Raw genomic sequence first — 21,225 nt, forward strand, 5'->3', positions numbered from 1 at the left:
CAATGCGTATAGTCAAGATAGGAATCATCGGATGCGGCATGATCGCGAACGGCAAGCATATGCCGAGCCTGGCCAAAGTGGAACAGGCAGAGATGGTTGCTTTCTGCGATCTGATCGAGGAACGCGCGCGCGAAGCCGCCGAGAAGTACGGCGCGCTCGGCGCCCGGGTATTCACGGATTACAAACAACTGCTCGCCATGGAAGAAATCGAAGTCATTCATGTTCTGACGCCGAATATCTCGCATGCCGAGATTTCGATCGCGGCATTGGAGGCCGGGAAGCATGTCATGTGCGAGAAGCCGATGGCAAAAACCGGAGCCGAAGCGAAAGCCATGTACGACGCTCATGTCCGGACCGGGAAGAAGCTGACGGTCGGCTACCAGAACCGGAGCAAGGCGCAGTCCCAGCTGCTGAAGAAGCTGATCGAGAACGACGAGCTTGGAGAAATCTATTATGCCAAAGCGGTCGCGACCAGACGGAGGGGCGTCCCCACATGGGGCGTGTTTCTGGATAAAGAGAAGCAGGGCGGAGGTCCGATGATCGATATCGGCACCCACTCTCTGGATCTCATCCTCTGGCTGATGAACAATTACGAGCCGGAAAGTGTCGTGGGCAGCGTCTTCCACAAATTAAAGTATACGGAGAATGCGGCGAACGAGTGGGGTTCCTGGGATCCGAAGGAATTCGAAGTGGAGGATTCAGCCTTCGGCTATGTGAAATTCAAGAACGGCGCCGTCGTTTCGATCGAAACCAGCTGGGCGCTCAATGTCGCCAAGACGGAAGGGTCGTATTTGTGCGGCACGAAGGGCGGAGCGGACTTCAACGGCGGCCTGCGAATCAACGGCGAGCGGGACGGCAGCCTGTTCCTGAACGTCATCGACGTGGATCCGAAGGCGAGGGAACGCTTCAGAGGCGAGAATCTGACGGACTTCGAGTACGAAGCCAAGCAATGGATCGACTGCATCGTGAACGATGCGGAGCCGCTCGTGAAGCCCGAAGAGGCGATGGTTGTTTCGGCGATTCTGGAGGCGGTCTATATTTCCGCCGGAACCGGGAAGCCGGTCTACTTCGACTGACCGGACGGATCGGGAAGGGGAGGACGGGAAGCCGCCTCCCTTTCATTCGCTCGTTCCGATGTCGGGTGACAAGAATATATATGCTTAAGAAGCCGCGTGGTTGCGGCTTTTTTCTTTTTAACGATATATTGGAGAGTGTTTGGTTGAAAAGTATCCAGAAAATTATTTCGAGCATTATACACGGATACGATGATAGCCGTAAAGGCCTTTATGCTCCTCGTAGATGCTCTGAATGAGGAGTTTAAGTTCTGCATCAGGATCAGGCTTGTCTAACTATTTTAATTTTCGGAGTCATCAGTCAAACCGTCTAATTAGTATGGTGACTTTTTGGAACTGATGCCCTCTTGGCCAAAGGGATGTCTTGGTTGCTGTTTATTCAAGCATAGAATTGCCATATTCGATTATTACCGTTGTAAATCACCTGATTGATAAAAAACTACGTGATTATTTGTATAGAGCTCATTAGACAATTGATTGTAATTTTCTTGCTTATATAAATAGGACTGGAATAAAAAGGATAAAAATAGAGACATGTATAAACAATGAGAAGTCTCATATAATTTTGGATATATTCTTTTCTAATACAGAGAAAAATGTTAAAGCTCAGTTACCGGTACATCTTTGTTGGCCTCACCTTCTACAATCTAGGCATGAGCTTCTCGGGATCCAAAACTAATGACTCCCGCGGGACTATAGATAACGATTGGCTTAGTCTCTAAAAAAGAAATGGGGAGCATTACAATATCAAGATTTACAATGGACAAAGAGCATATGGAAAAAGCAACGATTAAAGTAAGTGAAGAAAACACATGGAACCTAATTGAGGTTGGTCAGGTTTATTTCATTACTTATAAATGGACAAAAAAATCTAGTCCTACATTAGATCAAGTCGATATAGTGAAAAATTACAATCCGTCAGATTTAAAAAAGCTCAAGAAGAACTTTTTCACAAAACCCGTATTTTATACATATGTCAGTCAGGCTGCCGAGTTGCGACTCCCCCTCGTCCAATTTGGCTTTGCTGATTAATTTCCCAATTTTGTTATATGCGTTGTCCATACTACGACCAATATAATACCAAACCCGGATCTCATTCTCATTTTTATAATGAGCATACATCTCATCTGCTCTAAAGCTAGCATCGCTTAAGACAGCATAAGCTCGACCAATGTTGTTCGTCTATAATTCTTAAATGGAAATGGTATCCAGTAGCCCATTCAGTTCCAGGTTTTAATTTTAACTTAGATTTTGCTATTTCAACTAAAGTTGGCGAGTCAACTTTAACATCATCGAGATTGACGAGTTCATACTGATTCAAGCCCTTATGAATAAAATTATTAGTTATTCTTTTTTCGGAAACAGATAATATAAGGGTTTCTGTTCGTTCAGGGTTTATAAATACTAAATTCCAATTAAATCGTCTCCCATTAAATCCTCTAGAACCACCTTTGTTTTCATCGACACTGGTAATCCAAGCTAACTTACCATCCCTATTCCATTCTTTCGCCTTTACTACTCCAATTTGAAGCGCTTCTTTTAATGTTATTTCGTTCTCGACTGTTTTACCAAATGCTTGATTCGGCAAGAAGCTAAACAAAAATGTGAGCAGCAGAATGATTTTGATTAGTTTCATAAAAACCCCTTCATTACAAGTTATCTTTACATTTTTCCCAAATAATTCTTTACTAATCTGCCCGTTAGCTGAATAAGCGCAGATTCTGCCGGCAGCCTCCTTTGAACTCCATCTAACAAAAAAGCCGCAACCACGCGGCTTCTTAAGCATATATGTTCTTGTCACCCGACATTTTTGTACCCGTTATTATCAATCATGTCAGTCAGGCTGCCGATATTGGCAGCCTGTTCAATATTGTGTTGTTTTTGTACCCGTTATTATCAATCATCAGAGTATCATCAGATCTAATTCTCTTTCGAATAGAAAAAAACAGGTGATGGTTAACCGTCACCTGTTTTTTTTCTATTCTTTGTATTCGAGGATGTCGCCGGGCTGGCAGTCGAGCGCTTTGCAGATTGCCTCCAGCGTGGACATGCGAATCGCTTTGGCTTTGCCGTTTTTGAGAATCGAAAGATTTGCCATCGTAATCCCGACTTTTTCGGACAGTTCGGTTACGCTCATTTTCCGCTTGGCAAGCATGACGTCGATGTTGATTTCTATCATACCGTCAGCTCCTGTTCGTCTTTCAGCTCGATCGCTTTTTGAAGCAGCTTCTCCAGCACTGCCGCAAACACGGAAATGACGACCGGCGCGCAGATTGCAATTAGTCCCATGACCATGACGCCCGGCGCATCCGCTCCGTCAGCTACGAAGTAGAAAAGCGGAAGCTCGCATGCAAACATGAACGATACGACAACGGCTGACCGCTTAATTTTTCTGAGCGCCAAAACGGATTTTTCCGAAAATGCCGTATTTTTATCGATGTACATCAGAAGTTTGAATGCCTGAAACAGCGTGAAGACATACGCAATGGAAGCCGCATACGCTGCTAAGGCGGAAAGATAAACCTTCACTTCCGGAAAATCCGGCATCATGCTATGCGCCATCGCCGGCAGTCCATAAAAGCACATGACCAGCGCCGGCGCTGCCATTACAAATAGGACGATCTTTAAAAATAACGTCTCTTTTTTCATCACTTTCACCTCGTCTTTGATTTTAACAATTATTTTATCGAATTACAATAAAATTGTATTGTTTCCTCTTTCATTAGAACAAAAGCAGCCGATCGTTGTGATCGGCTGCATGAGTGAATCGTTAAGTTATCGTGCCCGTTTGCTTATTTACTACGATTCATTTTCTTATCAAAGAAATCATTTAACTCTGACCCATTCAGAATGTATTTAGTCAGTGCGTTACCTGACTTCACATCATTTCTTGTTACATATACATTCTTTTGGTCATACTGTATCCGGATTTCGTAGTTAGATTTTAATTCAATCCCAATCCCTGCTACGAGAGCTGAAGTGTAGTTTTCCACTTCGGTAATCTCATTTTCTGGTACGGAATTAAACCAAGAGAGAATTTCATTAACTTCAAGTTCGCTTAAAGTGACATTCTTCCATTTCCATGTTGGACCATCCTGAAACCCAATTGTCATTTTTACATTTACCACTTCATTCGATGCAATTTCTTTATGTGGAATTACAGGTTCTTCTATCGACTCTTCGCGGTCGTATAAAAATAACAGTACAAGCCCCAAAAGCACAATTCCAAAAATTATAGCAAGTGACTTTTTATTATTAACCAAAACTTCGCTCCTCCTCAATATATGAATCAAGTTTAGGAACGTTCAATAATTTGATGTTCAACTTACCCAAAAATCTTCCGACTAAATCCCTTCCGACCCAACTGGTTAAGAAAGTCTATTTTTCTTCTTTCATAAAAATCACTTGCATCCCCCCGTTCAAAATACCAAATACAATCAATTAATATGCTTAATTTATAAACATCAAACAAATGTTCAGCTTCATTTGTCGTTAACGGTCTAAAGGAGTTATACGTAAACACAACCTTCTTCGCTTGATCAAAATTTAGTCCGTGGTCTTTATCACGACGCCATGCCGAATACTCGATTAATCCAATTAAATCGAAGAGAAGATATGTATAATTAGCGTCGTCAAAATCCAACAAAGCGCTAACTTCATCATCTATAAAAAGCACATTGGAAAAGTGAAAATCAGCATGACACACTCCCATCGGCAATGCCGCTGGAAGCTCTAATTTACCCAATTCATTTTCCAACCACGCCAGCTTTTGATATGCATTATAATTATTAATGCGCTCGGCTACCTCACCGCCTAATTGCCGACACCGCTCCGCGTTATAATTCAATCTCATGTCCTTATGGACGGGCAAATAATTTTCCGTAAGCTTGTGCAGCTCCGCCACTTTTTGAATCAGTTTCTGTTGCTGTTCGGCAGTTGGTTGACCGATGTGAGCACCTTCCATACATTCAAATATTGCGTACGGCTTGTGTTTGCAATTCCCGACATAACTCCCCTGATTGTTTTTATATGGTGCTGGGCAAGGATAATTGTGCTCCTTAAGGTAGAGAAGCAAGTCCATTTCGAACAAGACAGCTTCGGGAGGGCGATGCTCATAATATCGGAAAACAAATTTTCCCTTTGTTGTGATAATCCCTATGTTTGTTTGTACTGTACCTCCAGAAAGAGAAAATGAGCTAACAAATTTCCCCAAATCATACTCCTCAACTATTTCTGACAACTCGCCTTCGGAAAACTCCGTTTTGATCGCCATAATAATTCTCCTTTAACAGTGGAACTCTCCTGATTTAAAACTCTCTCAAGGTTTCTCCCCCTTGCATCATATTCCATTATAGTTATTCTATGATGTAATTGAGCAATCCTGCCCATAAACGTAATGAAGCCACCGATCGTGCCGGCAGCTTCTACATAGTTGTATTGAGAAAACCATGCCGATTTCACGCCTCAGCTTGTAGCTTGTCGGTCACGTCGATGTCGTTGACGGACAGACTGCCGCTCGTAAGCTCTTCCCCGTGCCGGACGGACCAATGACAACGACGACTTCACCCTTTGCAATGTGCAGATTGATGCTTCTCAGGACATGAAAATCGCCAAAATGCTTCTCCACGTGCTGAAATACAATCATCGCACTCCACTCCCTTCGCCTTGCAGACAACTATAACGAAAACCTACGCTATCCGAATGAATCCGAAATTACCATCGCGATTCTTTTTCCATTCGGTGACTTCGGCTTAAGTTAAGATAGCCTCCTCGTCGGGGGCATGGTAAATTAATCTTATGGCCGAGCCTCTGAGGGTCGGCGGAAGAAGCGAAAGAACGGAGTGAGCCCATGAAATCTGTAATTGGTTGGGGTTTTATCGGAGCAGGCGGAATTACGAAGCGGGTTATGAACGACTTCAAGGAATTGAGCGATGCTAAATTGGTCGCTGTGTTTTCCCGTACGGAAGCTAATGCGGTGCAGTTAGCGCTGCCTTACGGTGCAAAGGCTTACACCGACTGCGAAGCCATGATCCGGAACCCGGAAGTGGATGCCATCTATGTCGCCACGCCGCACCATCTCCATATGGAACATGCTTGTTTGGCACTTGAATTAGGCAAGCCGGTGTTATGCGAGAAGCCGTTCGCTCCGAATGCCGCGCAGGTTCGGAAGATGGTTGAGAAAGCGAGAGAAACCGGAACGTACCTTATGGAAGCGATGTGGACCCGATTCTTCCCGGTAACGCGCAAGGTCATGCAGTGGGTTTCGGACGGCGCCATCGGAGACGTGCATTACTTAACGGCGGACTTCGGATTCTCTGCTGCGGAGAACCCTCAATCGCGCCTGTTCAATCCCGATATGGCCGGGGGCAGTCTGCTCGATGTCGGCGTTTACGCAGTCTCCTACGCCTCGATGGTTTTCGGCTCCAAGCCCATCGAGGTGCTCAGTCGTTCCCGCTCCACTTCTACTGGAGTGGATGCCCGAATGGCATGCTTGCTGGAATATGAGAACGGACAGATGGCTTCGCTCTTCTCTTCCATCTCGACTTCGACGCCGCAAGAGGTTCGCATCATCGGAACCAAGGGCCATATTGAAGTTCCGCGGTTCTGGTCCCCTAGAGAAGCCAGATTAATCATAGGGGATCGGCTTGAGGACACAATCAAGGATGAACGGATCGGGGAAGGATTCGGCTATGAATTTACAGCCGTACATGAAGACTTGCGGGCAGGCCGGAAGGAGAACGCCTTGATCACGCTCGACGAATCGATCTCGGTCGCCGAGACGCTGGATACCTTAAGAGCCCAGTGGGGGCTTGTCTATCCGTTCGAGGGGTAAGCTGTCGTATTTGGGGGAAATAACAACCAAAATAGAAATAGAAATTGAAAAAGTAATTAGAAAATAATAAAGCCGCCTGAATCGGGCGGCTTTTCTTCATTCTCAACAAAATGCCGGTAACGAACGGCGGCCTAAGATTTTGCCGGCAGCCTCCTTTCAAATCCGTTTCACTGAGATCCATTATCAACTGCGGTTAACAGTGTAAGTTCATGTCCTGATTCGGCTAACGATAAATGTTCTTGTCACCGGCTTTTGACAAGAACATTTATCGTTAAAAAGAAAAAAACCGCAACTATGCGGCTTCTTAAGCATCTATGTTCTTGTCATCCGACACGTCTCTAGTTGTTTAAGTCGTAGTGTATAAAGACTTATCTAGTCTCCAGCGAAGCTCTGCAATGACTGGATAATGATCTGAGACATCCGAAGGTTGTACCCAAGCTGAGGCTTGTTCGATCAGCATGTTTACAAAGATATGATCGATCTCTCCACCATTATCTTCTGTTGAATGTTTTTTCTGTAACGCGATTTTTTGCCAACGGGATTTCAATTGTTTCATTAAAGGATCGTCCATCTCCATATTAAAGTCCCCAGCTATGATCGCAGGACGTTCAAGCTTGTTTAAAGCGTCCCAAAGAATCGGGATCTGCTTCATTCGTTCCTTTGTATGTACCCCTAAATGGGTATTTAATACGGTGACCGATTCCTCTCCTATTTGAAGTCTTGCAGTTAAGGCGCTCCTTCGCTCTATAGACCCACCAATATACTTGATTTCTTTTGAAATAATCGGATAGCGGCTCAGAATGGCATTACCATATTGGACAATGAGGAGGTTCACACTAGGAGAGAAGCAGGAATACATCCTGAGCTGTTTGGCCAGCTTCTTCAACTGATCTTTAAAGCCACTCTGAGGTAAAAAACGATCAACCCCTTGTAGGGTAACAACATCTGCATTCGCTTTCGCTATCTCTTCTACTAAGCGACGCAAATTGGTTTGCCCATCCATGCCTTTTCCGTGTCGTATATTATAGGTCATTACTCTCATATTTAAGATAGTGTCCACCGAATTCACCACACCCTGCTCATTTTCACGAAATGACTGGCTCTAGCCGACAAAAAATTCCTAAGTAGTTTTTATCAAAATTAATTAAATTAGTCTTAATATTGATTCTTTCCAGCTCCATTGTCATCTTAATGATGTGATTTTCATCCACTCTTTCGAATGTTCTGCCAGAATTTTGATGCTGTATTTTTGGTTGCTTACTTATAAATTTTATTGTCCAATACAATCACTTTTTGTCCATTTGTGGCCTTCCCTGTCTTCCCTGTTTGTTTCGTGTTTTCAACCAACCGGAAAATTTGATCACAGCATTGTTTGGCACCCATGACTAATAAGGGTACACCTATAAAATCAATTTTTAATCCTCTGGAGAAGAATCCTCCTATTGACATGACAATGGGTACGGTTGGTGATGTATTGGAGAATATGATGGTCTCATCAAATTGATGTCTGCTTTGCAGTAATAATGTTAAGTCTTTTAAAGCAGGAACAACAAGCTTCGAGGATTTTCGTCCTATTGTGTAAACGGGGTTCTTATCCTCATCTATCCCGTGATAGATGAGTTTTCCGAAATCTTTTTTAGTTAGCTTATTGAAATAATTAACGTTTAATATTTCCCTTGTCGATAATTTTAGTTCGGATTGAGGTAATTGTTTTAAATGATAAGCAGCTGCCAGAGATGTAGTATGTGTCCCGCCATAATCATTATAGATATAAATCATAATCAGCCAGCCTCCCTAGACATTGATGGGCCGACTATTTTCAATAGCCGGCCCGTTCTTTGATTTATTACATTTTCCAGCCGCTTTGCGCACCACCAAGACTTTGCTCAGCGATCCGAACTAATGATGGATCCGCTTATTTTCCTAGCATTGTAAGTCGTGAGGTTTGCTGGAAACCAAGTTCCTGAGCAACCTCAAACTTCATTTGATCGAGCGCATGAGAAGGCATGGGGATCCACTAGCGTATTTTTAGCCATTTAGTAATCCCTAATTTAGGATTAACATTAATTTCCCCTTCACCAATATAATTGATTTTCGGTCCCAGATCACTACCGATTACTTTGGCATACACCAGAGATTCACGAATTATACCGTCTGTTCCTTTAATGTTTTTGCCGAGCCGGCTAATTGCTTACATGATTCCATCGCTTATCTATTCGTGAAAACCCTGTGTTACCTTTTGTTTCGTAGACCATACGGTAATGTAATCAAGTTCTTGTCCTCATACGGCAATGTTACCAAGTTCTTGTCCTGACATTTGGACAAGAACTTGGTAACATAAAATAAAAAATCCGCGGAAACCGCGGATCTTCATGAATCAATGTTTTTGTCCCCCTAAATCATTAATGGCATAAATTATCTAACATTTAATCATGTCTCCTCCCCTCCCCCCCTAGTCCATAGGTCAAAAAGCGCATACTTGCGATCTAAGGCAATTGACTTGGCATCGGGCATCACCGGCTAGCCATCCTTATCAGACTTGATGGTGATATTCAAATGAAAAGCCGTGCGCAAAAATGTATTCAGGTTTCCTAGTTTTTGTGAAAATTAGTTGTTTAATTGTTCCTGGTTTTTTCTAAAATATCAACTATACTGGTTAATCCATTTTTTCTTGCTATTTCCAAAGGAGTCTTTCCGTTTTTATCTTTAATATTAATGTCTGCACCGTGTTTAATTAGTAAATTTGTTATGTCTGCATATTTTTCCCCTCTGTTAGGGAGAAATGTTACTTCATACAGAGCGGTATATCCTAATTTATTAATATGGTTAACTTCTACATCTGTTTTTTCCAACAGTATTTTTGCCACTTCATAATATCCTTGTTCGCAAGCAGGTATTAATGGAGTTCCGCCATAAATATTTAGAAGCTTCATATTTGGTTTATATTCAAGCAATATTTTAACAACATCAAGTAAGCCATTCGCAGAAGCATAATTTATAGGATTTCTGTCTTCAGTATGAATACCGTAAGCATTTACATCAGCTTTGTTTTCAAGCAAATATTTCACTACAGCTGGGTAATTATTCATAACTGCTACCATTAGTGCCGTCTGGCCGTTTACATCTTTTTCGTTAATATCTACACCATTTTCAATAAAAAATCTTATTTTGTTTAAATCTCCATTTGCAATTTCTTTAAAAAATTCTTCAATCCTGTTCATTTAGCACATCGTTATTTAATATATTGAAATAAATTATTGCCAAAATAACTTTATGATAAGTTTGCCATTGGTCGATAATGCCGCTCCCAAGGGAATGTAAGTATTATTGTTAAAAAGTTCTTTTAATAGGAGATCTACCTAACGTAATTATAGTAAGGTAGAAAAAGAATGTATAATAAATAAATCGTTATATTATATAGTACGTAGGCTATTAAAATAGAAGCTGAGCTGACGAAACGCGCAGATGCGGCCGATGGCCGCCTTCATTATGCGATTTCCTGCCTATCGTCGGGAAGGAGATCAAGTTCTTGTCAAATTCGGAAATGGGATCAAGTTCTTGTCACTTGGTTTTGACAAGAACTTGATCCCATAACATAACAAAGCCGCGATTTTACGCGGCAATTAATGAGATAATGTTCTTGTCACCCGACAGTTCATTTCATCCGAACAATTGACGGATATTCGCCCGTTCTCCACGCGTTCGACAGCGCCTTGAAAGGTCTTAGTCTTCTGCTCCCAGTAGCCTGTAAGCGCGATGGCAGCCGCAAGCAGCGCGACACCGGCTAACTCTTGTTATCCATCTTTTCGCATTTATCATGCAAAAATCTTCGTTTTTACTATGGCCGCTCTACGTCATCGCCGGGATTGATACCCCAATATTCGGACAGTTGCATGGCTCTCGACGAAATCTCGAACCCTTTCCTGCTCTTGCCGGTGACGACGTCGATCCGGATGAAAAAAATGTATACGCATGCTTCATTTCTCCAATACACGAAAATCCCCTGCCGGCCGACTAGCCGACAGGGGATTTTCGCCGGGCGACGAAAGATTGAGCCCCTGCTGCCTCAGAGCGATCACCCGCGCGCCGGCTCCGCCATCTCCAGGCGCGCCTTGGCACTCAATGCTGCCAAATGGTCGTCATTGGCCATCACCTGTTCCAAATGCACCCTGCGTTCCGGCGACGCCGTGTTCATCATCGTCTCGGAGAAGGCGCGGTCGATCCAGAATCTCGCAGCGCCGGCGATATAGTCCCGCAGCTCCTGAACGTCTTCTTCCGCATAACGCTGGCACATGTTGATCGTGAACATTCTGCGGCTCGTATTGCCTTTCCACGAAGAATGGAAGATATTGTGGTCGAAGACCAGAATATCGCCCGGCGTCACGTCCAGCACTTGCGCCGGCACGTCGGCTCCCACGACATCCCATGTCTTCAATGAATCTCTCATTCTGAACGTCAGATCATCACCGTATTTATCATGCAGCCAATGAGAGCCCGGAATTACGCGAAGCGCGCCGGAGTCCCCGCCCAGCTGGTCTAGGTAGAAGGCGATCTTTATATGCCTGTATTTCTCATGATAACCGTCGCGGTGCCAGCCCGTGTCGCCGGTGTAATAATTACCGTCGCTGCCCATGTAATTGAAGTCCTCACCCAGTAATGCCCGGCCGATCGCGAGAATGCGAGGATCGTCGAGCAGCACGGACATCCGCTGATCGATGAACGGTACGATGCACGTCCGCTTCGTACCGTCATGCTTGTTCTCCTCCGGAAACGTCTTCGTAAATTCATCGATGATCCAGTCCAGGCGGTCCGCCATCAGCTGCGGAAACTTGAGAAATCCGAACGTCTCGAAGAAATCGATTTGCGCTTGGCTTAACTGCATGCTTCACCCTCCGCTTATTTGAGTCGATGAGATACTTATGTTCCGCAAGAATGCGTTTTCAATTAACACTTTCCACCTTGCTTCGACAACTCCTGCACGCATGCAAAAAAACTCCCCCACTTCAAAGGCTATGCAGGTAGCTGCGTCATAAGAAGAGAGAGAGTTTGGAATTCGGAAGATGCCTATTTCAAAAGGTCATGGTCGACATAACGCGCGCCGTTCAGCGCCGTCACCTGCCTTAACGATCGTATGCATGTTGACGCCCGCGCAAGTGCCGGCAGCCCAGATGCCTTCGACGTTGATACGGCGAATACAGACTGTTCTCTAGCGCGTTTTTGTCCTTCTGCCGATGCAGCCAGGATGATATAATTCCTGCTCTTTCGGGGTCACGGGATTGTATAGATGTTCTTGTCCTAGTACGGCTTTGTATAGAAGTTCTTGTCTTGAGCAAACGCAAACGACAAGAACATCTATACAATAAAATAAATAAGTATTGATGTTCTTGTCGTCCGACAAAAGTCTCTCCTTTCGAGTAAAAGGAGCAGTCAACTTAACTGCTCCACTTCATTATGGGTCACAATGATCCAGAAACGATCGCTCCTCCGAATAAAACCGCTTCACGCTTTGATCTCCGCGCTACCGCTTCCGCAGAGCAACCGGCTTGCACGAATACGGCGTCGGCTACATCGCCAACCGCAGGCCAGACACGTTTTCCTTCGGCGTCGAGTGGTATCACTCCTCCGGTGATGAAGCCGAGCGCCTCGGCGAGCGAGCGTTCGTCAATATAACGGTACAGTTCCGCTAAACGTCCGGCCTTCTCCAAATTGTCGCCGATGCCGAACGGCGACCAGTGGTCGGTGATGCTGTCATTGCCGAGCTCGACCTTGACGCCTTTATCTTGCAGCATCGGAATCGGCATCTGAACCGCACCGATCGGAACGGTGGATGTAACCGAAATACCGAGTGCGGCAAACCGCTCCGCAAGCTCGGCGGCCGCTCCCGCAGGGGCCCCTGCAAAACCGAAGGCGTGGCTCACAGTCACTCTCCCTTGCCAGCCGGCTTCCTCCGTCAGATCGGCGAGTCTGTTCATTGTGAAAATACCCAAATGATCCCTGTCGTGAATATGGACATCGATCCCAGCGTTCGCCTCGACGGCAATGTCCATAATCGTCTGCAGCGATTTTTCGATGTTCTCGTCCACGGTAGCCGGATCGACGCCGCCCACGAAGGCAGCGCCTTGACGCATTGCTTGCCTGACCAAATCCGCAGCCTTGGAACGCAGCAGTCCGTGCTGCGGGAACGCGACGACTTCGCAAGATAGTTTACCGGAGAACGACTCCAGCGCCAGCATCGTCGCTTCCAAGTTTTTCAGTCCGATTACTGGATCGATGTTGCAGTGGGTACGGACATGCGTGGAACCGAATCCGAGCAGCAGGTCGAGCATTTTCTCCGCTCTTTCCCGCGCCGTAGGTAGCAGCTTCGGAAGGAGCTCCCGCTCTTCTTCTATCCGCCCGAAAATGTCCGCTACCGGTCTGACCGCTCTCCAGGATCCGCCATAATACGTTTTGTCGATGTGGATATGCATCTCTTTAAACGAAGGCAGCATCAAAAGCTGCTTTGCATCCATGATCGGCAGGTCACCCCATTGCGGAGGCGCATCGGATACGATTTGCGCGATTTTGCCGTCTTCAATCCGAATATGGCAAATTTCCGTCTCCGTACCCGTCACTCTGTCGTTCTCGTATTGATATCCGCTTTCCAACCGAACATTTGCCAGCCAATAGGTCAAGCTCATGATTCCATTCATCCTTTCAAAGGTAAATTGGTTTTTAATCCGGAGACTTGCCCGACTCGTCAGTCAAAGCTTCCCGAAACTAACTTCCCCTTGTACATGACGGCGGGTCGATTCGCTATTCTGGCTACGGCTTCCGCGGAGCAGCTTGCTTCCGCGAATACCATGCTCGCTTCGTCCCCAACTTTCGGCCAAACGCGCTGTCCTTCGGTATTCAGCGGAGTTATACCGCCTGTAATGAACCCCAGCGCTTGCGATAAAGAAAGCTCGTCGACCCAACGGTAACGTTCGGAAAGACGCCGCGCTTTCTCCAGAACATCGCCATTGCCGAAAGGAGCCCAGGAATCATAGAACCCGTCACAGCCTAGCGCAATCGGGACTCCCCTTTCGCGAAGCAGAGGTACCGGAGGGATCAGCCTGTTGATGGGGGCCGTGGACATGACGGATATCCCCAATTCCGCAAAAATGTGCGCCATTTCACTCGCATGCTCGTGCGGAACTTCACCTAGGGCGAATGCATGACTGACGGCGACTCTGCCCTGCCAACCGGAATCTCGCGTCAACTCGGACAGTTTCTTCATTGTATACCATCCCAAATGGCCCGGATCGTGCAGATGCATATCGATATCCGCGCCGCTCTCCACCGCAATGTCCATCATTTGATCCAAAGACGCTTCGATCCGGCCATCGACTCCAGCGGGATCAATCCCGCCAACCAGTGTGGCCCCCTCGCGCATCGCTCCTCTCATTAAACCAGCCACCTGTTCGCGCAGCAATCCATGCTGCGGGAAAGCGACGATCTCGTACGTGAGCTTATCTTCGAAATGTTCCAACGCCTGCCGCACAGACTCCAAATTTTTCAGACCGATGTACGGGTCGATATTGACATGGGTGCGTACATGGGTCACTCCCGATTGAACGAAAAGGGTGAGCAGCAGTTCCGCTCGTTCTTTGATGGTTTTTACTAATATCGGAAGTTCTTTCGCTTCCAGATCCAATCGTTCGATCAGATTTTTCACGGGTGTACATGGTTTCCAAGGTCCTCCCAAGTACGTCTTGTCCAAGTGATTGTGCATTTCTCTAAAAGGCGGAAGCGCCAAAAGGCCTTTTGCATCCTGTTTGTGAAGATCCGTTTCAACGGCATGCGCGGCGGACACGATGCGGGCAATCTTTCCATCTTCAACCAGAAGCTGGCACGATTCGCTCTCCGTCTCCGTAACGATGCCTTTTTCGAGCCGATACCCGCTTTCCAGGCGAACATTCGTTAACCAAAATGCGTTGGGCTTCATGCGGCATACGACCTCCTTCTGCTGAACAGACCTATCTTCGTCCAAGGGAACCGGCTACGATCATCCCTTTGTACATCACGGCTGACCGATTCGCTCTTCTGGCCACCGCTTCGGCGGAGCAGCTAGCTTCCGCGAACACCATGCTCGCCTCGTCCCCCACTTTCGGCCAAGTCCGCTGACCTTCTTTGTTCAGCGGCGTTATGCCGCCGGTAATGAACCCTAGCGTTTCGGCCAGCGCCAGTTCCGTGCTTCTTCCGAAACGCTCCGCTAAACGGCCCGCACGCTCCAATATATCTCCGTTTCCGAAAGGAGACCACGAATCGAAAATGTTATCGCTCCCTACCGCTACCGGCACCTTCTTCGTTTGAAGGAAGTTGACCGGCGGAATCGCTCTGCCGATCGGCACGCTCGTAATGATCGTGATTCCGAGTTCGGCAAGCATTTGTGCCACTTCGTCGGCTTCCTGTCCGGCCATATCCCCTAAAGCGAAAGCGTGGCTCACCGATACTCTGCCTTGCCAACCCGCTTCTTCCGTGAGCGCCGCCAGTCGCTTGATGGTCGTAAGACCCAGCCTGCCCCCATCATGCAGATGCAAATCAACGTCCGCGTTCGCTTCCACCGCAAGCTCCATCATTCGCTGCAAAGACGCTTCCATGTTGCCGTCGACGGTAGCCGGATCGACGTTGCCCACCAAGCCGGCTCCGCTGCGCAGCGCTTCCCTGACCAAATCTGCGCACTTGGTGCGGAGCAGTCCGTGCTGCGGAAACGCCACAATCTCGTAAGACAATTTGCCTGCATAAGCAGCCAGCGCCTCTTGAACCGCCTCTAGGTTCCGGAGGCCCGCTTCCGGATAAATGTCAACATGAGTGCGAACATGCGTCGAACCGGCCCGCAACAAGATGCCGAGCAGTATTTCGGCTCGCTCCTTCATCGTTGTTGACAGCTTGGGCAGCGTGTTCTTCTCGATCTCGAAACGTTCAAATATCGTTGACGCTGGACGAATCGGACGCCAACGGTCGCCGAGCAGCGTCTTGTCCAAATGGCAATGCTTCTCAACGAAAGACGGTAGCACGAGCATGCCGCGCGCATCAAGAACGGACAGCGCTCTATCTGATTTCGCTTCATCGGGCATTGCTCTATGCGGCGTCTCGATCGCCGGCGCGATTTCCGCAATCGTGCCGTTCTCAATCCGCAGATGATATAAATCCGTCGCCGTTCCCGCGATGGAACCGTTTTCTTTTAAATGTCCAATCTCCAAACGGACATTCCTCAACCAAAAATCCTCTTGTATAACCTTCGCCTCCCTATGTGCGTACATTCTATCGGGTTTGTTCAGCTTTCAGCAAAATTTGCTCGATCTCGCTATAGCCTCGCCTCTTGGCATGCGCGAGTGGTGTTACGCCGTCCTTGTCCGCAATATGTACATCGGCCTCATGATCGACTAACAGTTGTACGATTTTTTGATGCTTTTCTCTTCCGTTACCTAGAATGACCGCTTCCAATAATGCTGTCCAATGCAAATTGTTGATGTGATTGACATCTATATCCGAATGAGTAAGAAGTTCATTAACTACTTCAACATGTCCACGATCCGAAGCTGGGATGAGCGCCGTCCCCCCATACCGGTTCGTAAGTTTCGTATCTGCATCGGCATCAATTGCAAGTTTTACGATATCGAGCAAGCCTTCCGCTCCAGCATACAAGAGAACATTATTTAAGTTGTTATCGCGGATGTTAATGTCCGCACCTTTTTGGATAAGAGCCTTTACCATTGGGACATTATTGTTGTAAGTCGCTGCCATGACGGCTGTTCTTCCGCGTTCATCCGTTGCATTGATGTCTGCTCCGTCTTGAAGCAGTTTCAGAACGATTTCAGTGTCTCCTTTCTCTGCCGCAATAATCAACTGTTCGTTCATCATTTCCACCTTCTTTTCTTTAATTATCGTTTCTTTCGGTAAATTCTGCGAGGAGTTCGGAACCGTACGACACGCGGTAAGCAAAATAACAACTACTATCATGAAGAGGCGATACATCATCAGACTCCTTTTTCCCTCTATACAACTATGCTAACATGATAATAACTATATGAAAAATATATTATAATTACGTTTTACTTAAGTTTTTCATATATATAAATGAGGAGGCTTTCGACAATGGACATCAGACAACTGCGATATTTTATAGCGATTGTGGAGGAAAGGAAAATTTCCGCTGCTGCGAAAAGACTCCATATCTCTCAACCGCCATTAAGCCAATTATTGAAAGCAATGGAGGAGGAACTCGGCTCAACATTAGTAGAAAGAAGTGGTAAATTTTTAGAAGTAACAGAAGCAGGTAAAGCCTTGTATAAATATGCCTTACAAATGGATCAGTTAATGGAAGAGGCTAAATTGGAAGTGAAGGAAGTTGGAAACGGGGTAAACGGTAGACTAAATTTAGGAATCAATACGTTTTCGGATGTCGAGTTGCCTGATCTCCTCAATCGATTTCGTAAACAATACCCGAAGGTGACTTATAAAATTCAACAAAATGAATCGGCTCATCTTTGTGAATTAGTGAGAGACAGGGTAATCGAACTTGCGATTATCCGCTTGCCACTCGAGCTAAGCCATTTTTCAGTTATGCACCTGTATACCGAGCCGTTTTATTTTATTACATCCCAAAATCAAAGACAGTTTGACCATGAAGTATCGCTTGCGGACATTCAAAACCATCCACTCCTATTACCAAGTACCCCGGGATTAGGCGTGCACTATTTAATTTTGGAGTCATTTTCCAGGCTCCATCTACGCCCAAACATTATTGGCGAATGTTCCGACATTATGCTTTTGATGGATTTGATTTCATCTGACTTTGGCGCATCGATCGTTCCTGAAACACTGCTTAAACGGTATAAAGGGTATTCTATACATGTTCACAAAATCTCCAGCGTTACTGAGATATCTTCCCCTGTCGGATTCATATGGTTAGAGAATCATTGCTTATCAAAAGCCGCTCAAAACTTTGTCGATTTATTCAAAAAAGAAGTAATGTACGCACAGCGACATGTGCTTCATGATATCTATTGAAAAGATATGGGAATTTACAATTATCGTTTCGAACATAAACGAAACAACGTTGCACTCAACCGTTCTGATCGGAAGTCGGGTGAAGCTTCGATACGAGGACGACGACTCCTGTGAGAGCTATACGGTTGTCTTTCCGAATGAAGCGCAGCCCGAATTGAATCGGATTTCGTTTCTTTCCCCGATCGGGAGAAAATTACTGCTGTCGAAAGTCATGCAGAGCCATGAACTCGATATACCTTTGGGCGTAATAAAAATTAATATTGAAGGTATTCAATTTGGAGGGTGATTGTGTGATACAAGTGAAAGAATTTATCGATACGGATAACTCCTTTGCAGAGAAAAAGGTCAATCAGTTTCTAGCAACACTCGATGAGAGTCAAGTTGTTAATATTTGTTATGGATCGGTCATGAAGGCAGCTCTGAACGGCACGGGACAGCAGAGGAGCTCGATTCTGGTCGTGTATAGAACGAGTGAATAGTTTGCTCCATCATGCAGCATGAAGGGATTCTGCCGGCTGTTTAAACTAGCGGAACGTTTTACCCGATCAGCTTTACACCGAAATGGGGCTATCCCAAAAGTCATCAATGATGACAAAGGGACAGCCCCTTTCTCTTAAAAGCAATTGGTTTTAACCGCATTCACTGCGCAGGCGAATGTTCTTCCAATCGCGGTTGTTCCCGGATTCCCCCTAGATACAATGAATTGATTTTCGGTGCCGACCTGCACATTGTGGCCAGGCGTTTAATTTAAAGGACTTCAGATTTTTATCCTATCCCATGGGGATGATATTGATTGTTTTTTCTATTGTTGCATACCTCAATATTACTTTTGCTTATACATTTATTGAAGAAATATGGATGCCATACGCATCAACATTTGGGCTATTATTGCCTTTGTTATTATTAGGTGTGGCTACTATACGCTAAGTAAAATATTACAGTGCGTTCATATCACTATTATTTCGCTATATGTCTTATTTTTCCAATAGTCTCAAATGCCTATTTTTGATTTGAATGTTTGCATCATTCCGTTAAAATTCATTTGAATACCCTTTATCTAATGGTAGCCCCATCTATAATCGCCTTATTGACTGAAACGAACAGCTCTTGCAGGTTATTGGTGCTTCCTTGGGCACCTTTCTCCAAAGCTTCTCGTTTATGCTCCGGTAGATTCGATCCGGCATAAATAAAGAAAGGCGTTAAATTACCCATCTTGCGGGTCGATTCCAATAATACATAGCCTTCTCTAGGCCCTTCAAGCCTGCCCATATCTGAAATAATGGCTGCAAATTTATTGTATCTGAGCATATCAAGTGCTTCATTTGTTGACTTTGCTATAGAAAACTTCAAACCGAGCTCTTCGAAAGCTTTTCTTTCCATAATATTGTTATCTGGATTGTCATCGACCCAAAGGATTCGTTTATGCCAGAGACTCGAAGACGCGCTGCTATTAGGAGCAGCTGCTTTGATGGCACCAGCTATTTTGTCGGGTATATTGTCAGGCAATTTGTTGATGTCCATTTTATTATCTTTCAGTTGTCTTCGAATCGTTGCTTCAGTTAATGCCGAGGCAACACGAATAAAGTTGTGTTCATCGCGATAATCGCTCGGACTGTACAATTTTCCAGTGTGGCGGCTAACCAACCATGCGAATACTCCGAGGACCAAGACAGGAAAACAAACAAGAAAATAGATGATCGGCAGCCTCTCTTGCGTAGTTAACGAATTTGAAAAAACAATGATTAATGAGGCGAATCCATATACCAACACGATAAACAGCGCTATGATTCCCAGAGGATTTTTCGACAAGCCTTTCGCAGTGTCTCCAAATGATTGAAAATCGCTCATAAATTGATGGTCACTTCCTACTTTTTAGGCATAGGTAATAATTCTAAACTATGTACCGCCGTGAACGGCTTAACGGTTTCAGGGATATATAGCAAATATTGCGGTGTTTAATATTTCCATGTGTGATTACAAATTTATGCGATACTTTATTGACCTATGACGCCAAGGCAGTATGGGTAACATGGAGCGGGATTCGAGATGACGGAAATTCATGCGTATGAGTGTTCGATATTCAACTGAGTTGATCAAGTGGGCCATCTTCGCGACTGTCCTGCTGCTCCAATAAAATGATGTAAAAGAAAGAAGAAATCCGCTGTTTCAGCGGATTCTTCTTTCTTTATATTCGATTACATCGGTTGAATGGGATTGTCCTTCAAGATATCTTCCACTTCTTGGTAGCCATCAAGGTAGGCAAAGTTATATCGCGCTGGAAGTGCGAACACATATTTGTCATTGCGAGTTAGTTCGCTTGGTCCCATAGGCGCTGCGCCGATGAAAAATTTCTCCTGCTGAAGCGCGTTCCATTGATCGATCGTAAAGACATAAATAGGGATGTCCTGTCTAGGCTTGTCAGCTGTCCATTCGGGATGGCGGATGCCGATGGACGCGCCGCTTTCTGCGACCTTACCATCTGTCGCATCCTGACCATTCCATTTGTCCGTTACGATCGTGTACCCTTTCCAACTGTCCGGCAGCGTGAAACGGAAGCCATATTGGGTATTCTCATAGACGGTTTGGTGAACTTGATTCGCTTGTGCAACGATTGGTACTACCTGTTCAGCATGATTCGCTCTGTTTGCGGACACTATAGCCGGTACGGATACGGCGACTACAGCAACCAGCAGCAGCAGCGCTGCGGCTCCCTTGTTTTTCTTTTTCATGTTCATTTCCTCCTCAAAAGCTTTTCGTTTTTATTTTGACCTTAATTCACTACCGCGAGCGGCCAGTGAGACGAAATCGCTTTCGTAAATCTTATAAGGCCTCGGTGTCGTCATAGCTTTAAACATGGATACGAAATAAGGTACGTCCCAAAATTGCGCAAATCGTAGATGACGCCGGATTTATTGACGCCGAAGCCATATCCGCCTCTTCCCATGCCGAGATTGTACATTTCGTAATGGTTGCCTTTCAGGTCACCGCCTACATCCGGTTCGCCTCATTTGGGATTTTTCCTACGCTCGCAAGCTTGTAGATACTCTTAATTTAGCCCTCCTGCGAGTTTGTGCTAGCGCTGGCTGCTGCCGCGTGGACATTCGAATGGGAGAGTGCCGTCATGGAGCTTACCGCGATCAATCCGGTCAAGGCCAGCTTTGCGGCTAATTTATACGAGTGTTTCGATTTGTTCAACACATAAAATTTCACCTCTTATTTTATTGGAGACAAGCGACGGTTGGCTTACAACCTCATATTACCCAGACCAGCCTCGAAAGGAATGACAGA

24 protein-coding genes and 3 pseudogenes are annotated in these 21,225 nt (G+C 45.5%); 6 read left to right on the forward strand and 21 right to left on the reverse strand.

Annotated elements, in window-relative coordinates; all coding sequences use genetic code 11:
• Positions 1–2: 2 nt before the first annotated feature.
• Together DL346_RS08495 and DL346_RS08500 are read left to right on the forward strand one after the other, a co-directional pair.
• Positions 3–1,076, forward strand: a complete 1,074-nt coding sequence (locus DL346_RS08495) for a Gfo/Idh/MocA family protein (RefSeq protein WP_112881571.1) — start codon at positions 3–5, stop codon at positions 1,074–1,076.
• A 771-nt stretch (positions 1,077–1,847) separates the two neighbouring features.
• Complete coding sequence (locus DL346_RS08500) at positions 1,848–2,105, forward strand: hypothetical protein (RefSeq protein ID WP_133257497.1); 258 nt, start codon at positions 1,848–1,850, stop codon at positions 2,103–2,105.
• 106 nt (positions 2,106–2,211) lie between these two features.
• Here the strand turns inward: DL346_RS08500 and DL346_RS08505 are convergent, their stop codons facing one another.
• The 6 genes and pseudogenes from DL346_RS08505 to DL346_RS08530 form a co-directional block, all read right to left on the reverse strand.
• Entirely contained in the window at positions 2,212–2,859 is a 648-nt protein-coding gene (locus DL346_RS08505) for a hypothetical protein (RefSeq protein ID WP_112881573.1), read from the reverse strand.
• A gap of 192 nt (positions 2,860–3,051) precedes the next feature.
• Positions 3,052–3,252, reverse strand: a complete 201-nt coding sequence (locus DL346_RS08510; RefSeq protein WP_112881574.1) for a helix-turn-helix domain-containing protein — start codon at positions 3,250–3,252, stop codon at positions 3,052–3,054.
• On the reverse strand, positions 3,249–3,722 hold the full coding sequence (locus tag DL346_RS08515; protein ID WP_112881575.1) for a DUF2975 domain-containing protein: 474 nt from the start codon (positions 3,720–3,722) through the stop codon (positions 3,249–3,251). Before DL346_RS08515 ends, DL346_RS08510 begins: the two co-directional genes overlap by 4 nt.
• 143 nt (positions 3,723–3,865) lie before the next feature.
• Positions 3,866–4,336 (reverse strand): hypothetical protein, encoded by a 471-nt coding sequence (locus tag DL346_RS08520; protein WP_112881576.1) that lies wholly within the window; start codon positions 4,334–4,336, stop codon positions 3,866–3,868.
• A gap of 62 nt (positions 4,337–4,398) precedes the next feature.
• Entirely contained in the window at positions 4,399–5,346 is a 948-nt protein-coding gene (locus tag DL346_RS08525) for a homoserine kinase (protein WP_112881577.1), read from the reverse strand.
• A 249-nt stretch (positions 5,347–5,595) separates the two neighbouring features.
• A pseudogene (locus DL346_RS08530) lies at positions 5,596–5,718 on the reverse strand (polar amino acid ABC transporter ATP-binding protein); the annotation flags it as partial.
• Positions 5,719–5,922: 204 nt separating this feature from the next.
• Between DL346_RS08530 and DL346_RS08535 the strand changes: the two are divergent.
• Positions 5,923–6,906 carry a Gfo/Idh/MocA family protein gene (locus tag DL346_RS08535; protein ID WP_112881578.1) on the forward strand — a complete coding sequence of 328 codons (984 nt, stop codon included), beginning with the start codon at positions 5,923–5,925 and terminating at the stop codon, positions 6,904–6,906.
• 346 nt (positions 6,907–7,252) lie between these two features.
• On the opposite strand, the gene DL346_RS08540 is transcribed toward DL346_RS08535, so the two are convergent.
• The 12 genes and pseudogenes from DL346_RS08540 to DL346_RS08590 form a co-directional block, all read right to left on the reverse strand.
• Entirely contained in the window at positions 7,253–7,966 is a 714-nt protein-coding gene (locus tag DL346_RS08540) for an endonuclease/exonuclease/phosphatase family protein (RefSeq protein ID WP_133257498.1), read from the reverse strand.
• 197 nt (positions 7,967–8,163) lie between these two features.
• Entirely contained in the window at positions 8,164–8,685 is a 522-nt protein-coding gene (locus DL346_RS08545; protein WP_112881580.1) for a DUF3189 family protein, read from the reverse strand.
• Between the two features lie 136 nt (positions 8,686–8,821).
• Positions 8,822–8,914: a small, acid-soluble spore protein, alpha/beta type gene (locus DL346_RS08550; protein ID WP_112881581.1), complete on the reverse strand. Its 93-nt coding sequence runs from the start codon at positions 8,912–8,914 to the stop codon at positions 8,822–8,824.
• Between the two features lie 69 nt (positions 8,915–8,983).
• Positions 8,984–9,067 (reverse strand): annotated as a pseudogene (locus tag DL346_RS29735) (ArsB/NhaD family transporter); the annotation flags it as partial.
• A 454-nt stretch (positions 9,068–9,521) separates the two neighbouring features.
• Positions 9,522–10,127, reverse strand: a complete 606-nt coding sequence (locus DL346_RS08560; protein ID WP_112881583.1) for an ankyrin repeat domain-containing protein — start codon at positions 10,125–10,127, stop codon at positions 9,522–9,524.
• A 617-nt stretch (positions 10,128–10,744) separates the two neighbouring features.
• On the reverse strand, positions 10,745–10,900 hold the full coding sequence (locus tag DL346_RS28990) for a hypothetical protein (RefSeq protein WP_165822420.1): 156 nt from the start codon (positions 10,898–10,900) through the stop codon (positions 10,745–10,747).
• A gap of 81 nt (positions 10,901–10,981) precedes the next feature.
• Positions 10,982–11,788 carry a phytanoyl-CoA dioxygenase family protein gene (locus DL346_RS08565; RefSeq protein WP_112881584.1) on the reverse strand — a complete coding sequence of 269 codons (807 nt, stop codon included), beginning with the start codon at positions 11,786–11,788 and terminating at the stop codon, positions 10,982–10,984.
• Between the two features lie 182 nt (positions 11,789–11,970).
• Positions 11,971–12,094 (reverse strand): annotated as a pseudogene (locus DL346_RS29405) (pyridine nucleotide-disulfide oxidoreductase); the annotation flags it as partial.
• A gap of 268 nt (positions 12,095–12,362) precedes the next feature.
• The gene (locus DL346_RS08575) at positions 12,363–13,583 is read right to left on the reverse strand and encodes an amidohydrolase family protein (RefSeq protein ID WP_112881585.1); all 1,221 of its coding nucleotides are present in this window, start codon (positions 13,581–13,583) and stop codon (positions 12,363–12,365) included.
• Positions 13,584–13,642: 59 nt separating this feature from the next.
• Complete coding sequence (locus tag DL346_RS08580; protein ID WP_112881586.1) at positions 13,643–14,869, reverse strand: amidohydrolase family protein; 1,227 nt, start codon at positions 14,867–14,869, stop codon at positions 13,643–13,645.
• Between the two features lie 31 nt (positions 14,870–14,900).
• Complete coding sequence (locus DL346_RS08585) at positions 14,901–16,160, reverse strand: amidohydrolase (protein WP_112881849.1); 1,260 nt, start codon at positions 16,158–16,160, stop codon at positions 14,901–14,903.
• A 28-nt stretch (positions 16,161–16,188) separates the two neighbouring features.
• Positions 16,189–16,785, reverse strand: coding sequence for an ankyrin repeat domain-containing protein (locus DL346_RS08590; protein WP_112881850.1), 597 nt, complete (start codon positions 16,783–16,785; stop codon positions 16,189–16,191).
• Between the two features lie 237 nt (positions 16,786–17,022).
• On the opposite strand from DL346_RS08590, the gene DL346_RS08595 reads away from it, so the two are divergent.
• From DL346_RS08595 to DL346_RS08605, 3 genes are read left to right on the forward strand one after another with little or no spacing between them, the layout of a single operon-like run.
• Positions 17,023–17,937: a LysR family transcriptional regulator gene (locus tag DL346_RS08595; protein WP_112881587.1), complete on the forward strand. Its 915-nt coding sequence runs from the start codon at positions 17,023–17,025 to the stop codon at positions 17,935–17,937.
• Positions 17,924–18,223, forward strand: a complete 300-nt coding sequence (locus DL346_RS08600) for a GreA/GreB family elongation factor (protein WP_240633066.1) — start codon at positions 17,924–17,926, stop codon at positions 18,221–18,223. Before DL346_RS08595 ends, DL346_RS08600 begins: the two co-directional genes overlap by 14 nt.
• A 4-nt stretch (positions 18,224–18,227) precedes the next feature.
• Entirely contained in the window at positions 18,228–18,416 is a 189-nt protein-coding gene (locus DL346_RS08605) for a sporulation protein Cse60 (RefSeq protein ID WP_112881588.1), read from the forward strand.
• Positions 18,417–18,990: 574 nt separating this feature from the next.
• Here the strand turns inward: DL346_RS08605 and DL346_RS08610 are convergent.
• The 3 genes from DL346_RS08610 to DL346_RS28995 form a co-directional block, all read right to left on the reverse strand.
• The gene (locus tag DL346_RS08610) at positions 18,991–19,785 is read right to left on the reverse strand and encodes a response regulator (protein ID WP_112881589.1); all 795 of its coding nucleotides are present in this window, start codon (positions 19,783–19,785) and stop codon (positions 18,991–18,993) included.
• Between the two features lie 347 nt (positions 19,786–20,132).
• Entirely contained in the window at positions 20,133–20,666 is a 534-nt protein-coding gene (locus DL346_RS08615) for a hypothetical protein (RefSeq protein WP_112881590.1), read from the reverse strand.
• Positions 20,667–20,988: 322 nt separating this feature from the next.
• A complete protein-coding gene (locus DL346_RS28995; RefSeq protein ID WP_165822421.1) occupies positions 20,989–21,132 on the reverse strand; it encodes a hypothetical protein in 144 nt (47 codons plus the stop codon).
• Between the last annotated feature and the right edge of the window lie 93 nt (positions 21,133–21,225).

Source organism: Paenibacillus montanisoli (assembly GCF_003268025.1).
Lineage (GTDB): Bacteria > Bacillota > Bacilli > Paenibacillales > Paenibacillaceae > Paenibacillus_Z > Paenibacillus_Z montanisoli.

Coding starts and splice junctions, on each gene's coding strand:
- DL346_RS08525 (WP_112881577.1), bottom strand. CDS start 5,346: ATGGCGATCAAAACGGAGTTTTCCGAAGGCGAGTTGTCAGAAATAGTT.
- DL346_RS08595 (WP_112881587.1), top strand. CDS start 17,023: ATGGACATCAGACAACTGCGATATTTTATAGCGATTGTGGAGGAAAGG.
- DL346_RS08550 (WP_112881581.1), bottom strand. CDS start 8,914: ATGCCTTCTCATGCGCTCGATCAAATGAAGTTTGAGGTTGCTCAGGAA.
- DL346_RS08600 (WP_240633066.1), top strand. CDS start 17,924: ATGATATCTATTGAAAAGATATGGGAATTTACAATTATCGTTTCGAAC.
- DL346_RS08565 (WP_112881584.1), bottom strand. CDS start 11,788: ATGCAGTTAAGCCAAGCGCAAATCGATTTCTTCGAGACGTTCGGATTT.
- DL346_RS08615 (WP_112881590.1), bottom strand. CDS start 20,666: ATGAAAAAGAAAAACAAGGGAGCCGCAGCGCTGCTGCTGCTGGTTGCT.
- DL346_RS08500 (WP_133257497.1), top strand. CDS start 1,848: ATGGAAAAAGCAACGATTAAAGTAAGTGAAGAAAACACATGGAACCTA.
- DL346_RS08495 (WP_112881571.1), top strand. CDS start 3: ATGCGTATAGTCAAGATAGGAATCATCGGATGCGGCATGATCGCGAAC.
- DL346_RS08575 (WP_112881585.1), bottom strand. CDS start 13,583: ATGAGCTTGACCTATTGGCTGGCAAATGTTCGGTTGGAAAGCGGATAT.
- DL346_RS08515 (WP_112881575.1), bottom strand. CDS start 3,722: ATGAAAAAAGAGACGTTATTTTTAAAGATCGTCCTATTTGTAATGGCA.
- DL346_RS08535 (WP_112881578.1), top strand. CDS start 5,923: ATGAAATCTGTAATTGGTTGGGGTTTTATCGGAGCAGGCGGAATTACG.
- DL346_RS08610 (WP_112881589.1), bottom strand. CDS start 19,785: ATGAGCGATTTTCAATCATTTGGAGACACTGCGAAAGGCTTGTCGAAA.
- DL346_RS08590 (WP_112881850.1), bottom strand. CDS start 16,785: ATGAACGAACAGTTGATTATTGCGGCAGAGAAAGGAGACACTGAAATC.
- DL346_RS08505 (WP_112881573.1), bottom strand. CDS start 2,859: ATGCTTAAGAAGCCGCGTGGTTGCGGCTTTTTTGTTAGATGGAGTTCA.
- DL346_RS08545 (WP_112881580.1), bottom strand. CDS start 8,685: ATGATTTATATCTATAATGATTATGGCGGGACACATACTACATCTCTG.
- DL346_RS08510 (WP_112881574.1), bottom strand. CDS start 3,252: ATGATAGAAATCAACATCGACGTCATGCTTGCCAAGCGGAAAATGAGC.
- DL346_RS08560 (WP_112881583.1), bottom strand. CDS start 10,127: ATGAACAGGATTGAAGAATTTTTTAAAGAAATTGCAAATGGAGATTTA.
- DL346_RS08580 (WP_112881586.1), bottom strand. CDS start 14,869: ATGAAGCCCAACGCATTTTGGTTAACGAATGTTCGCCTGGAAAGCGGG.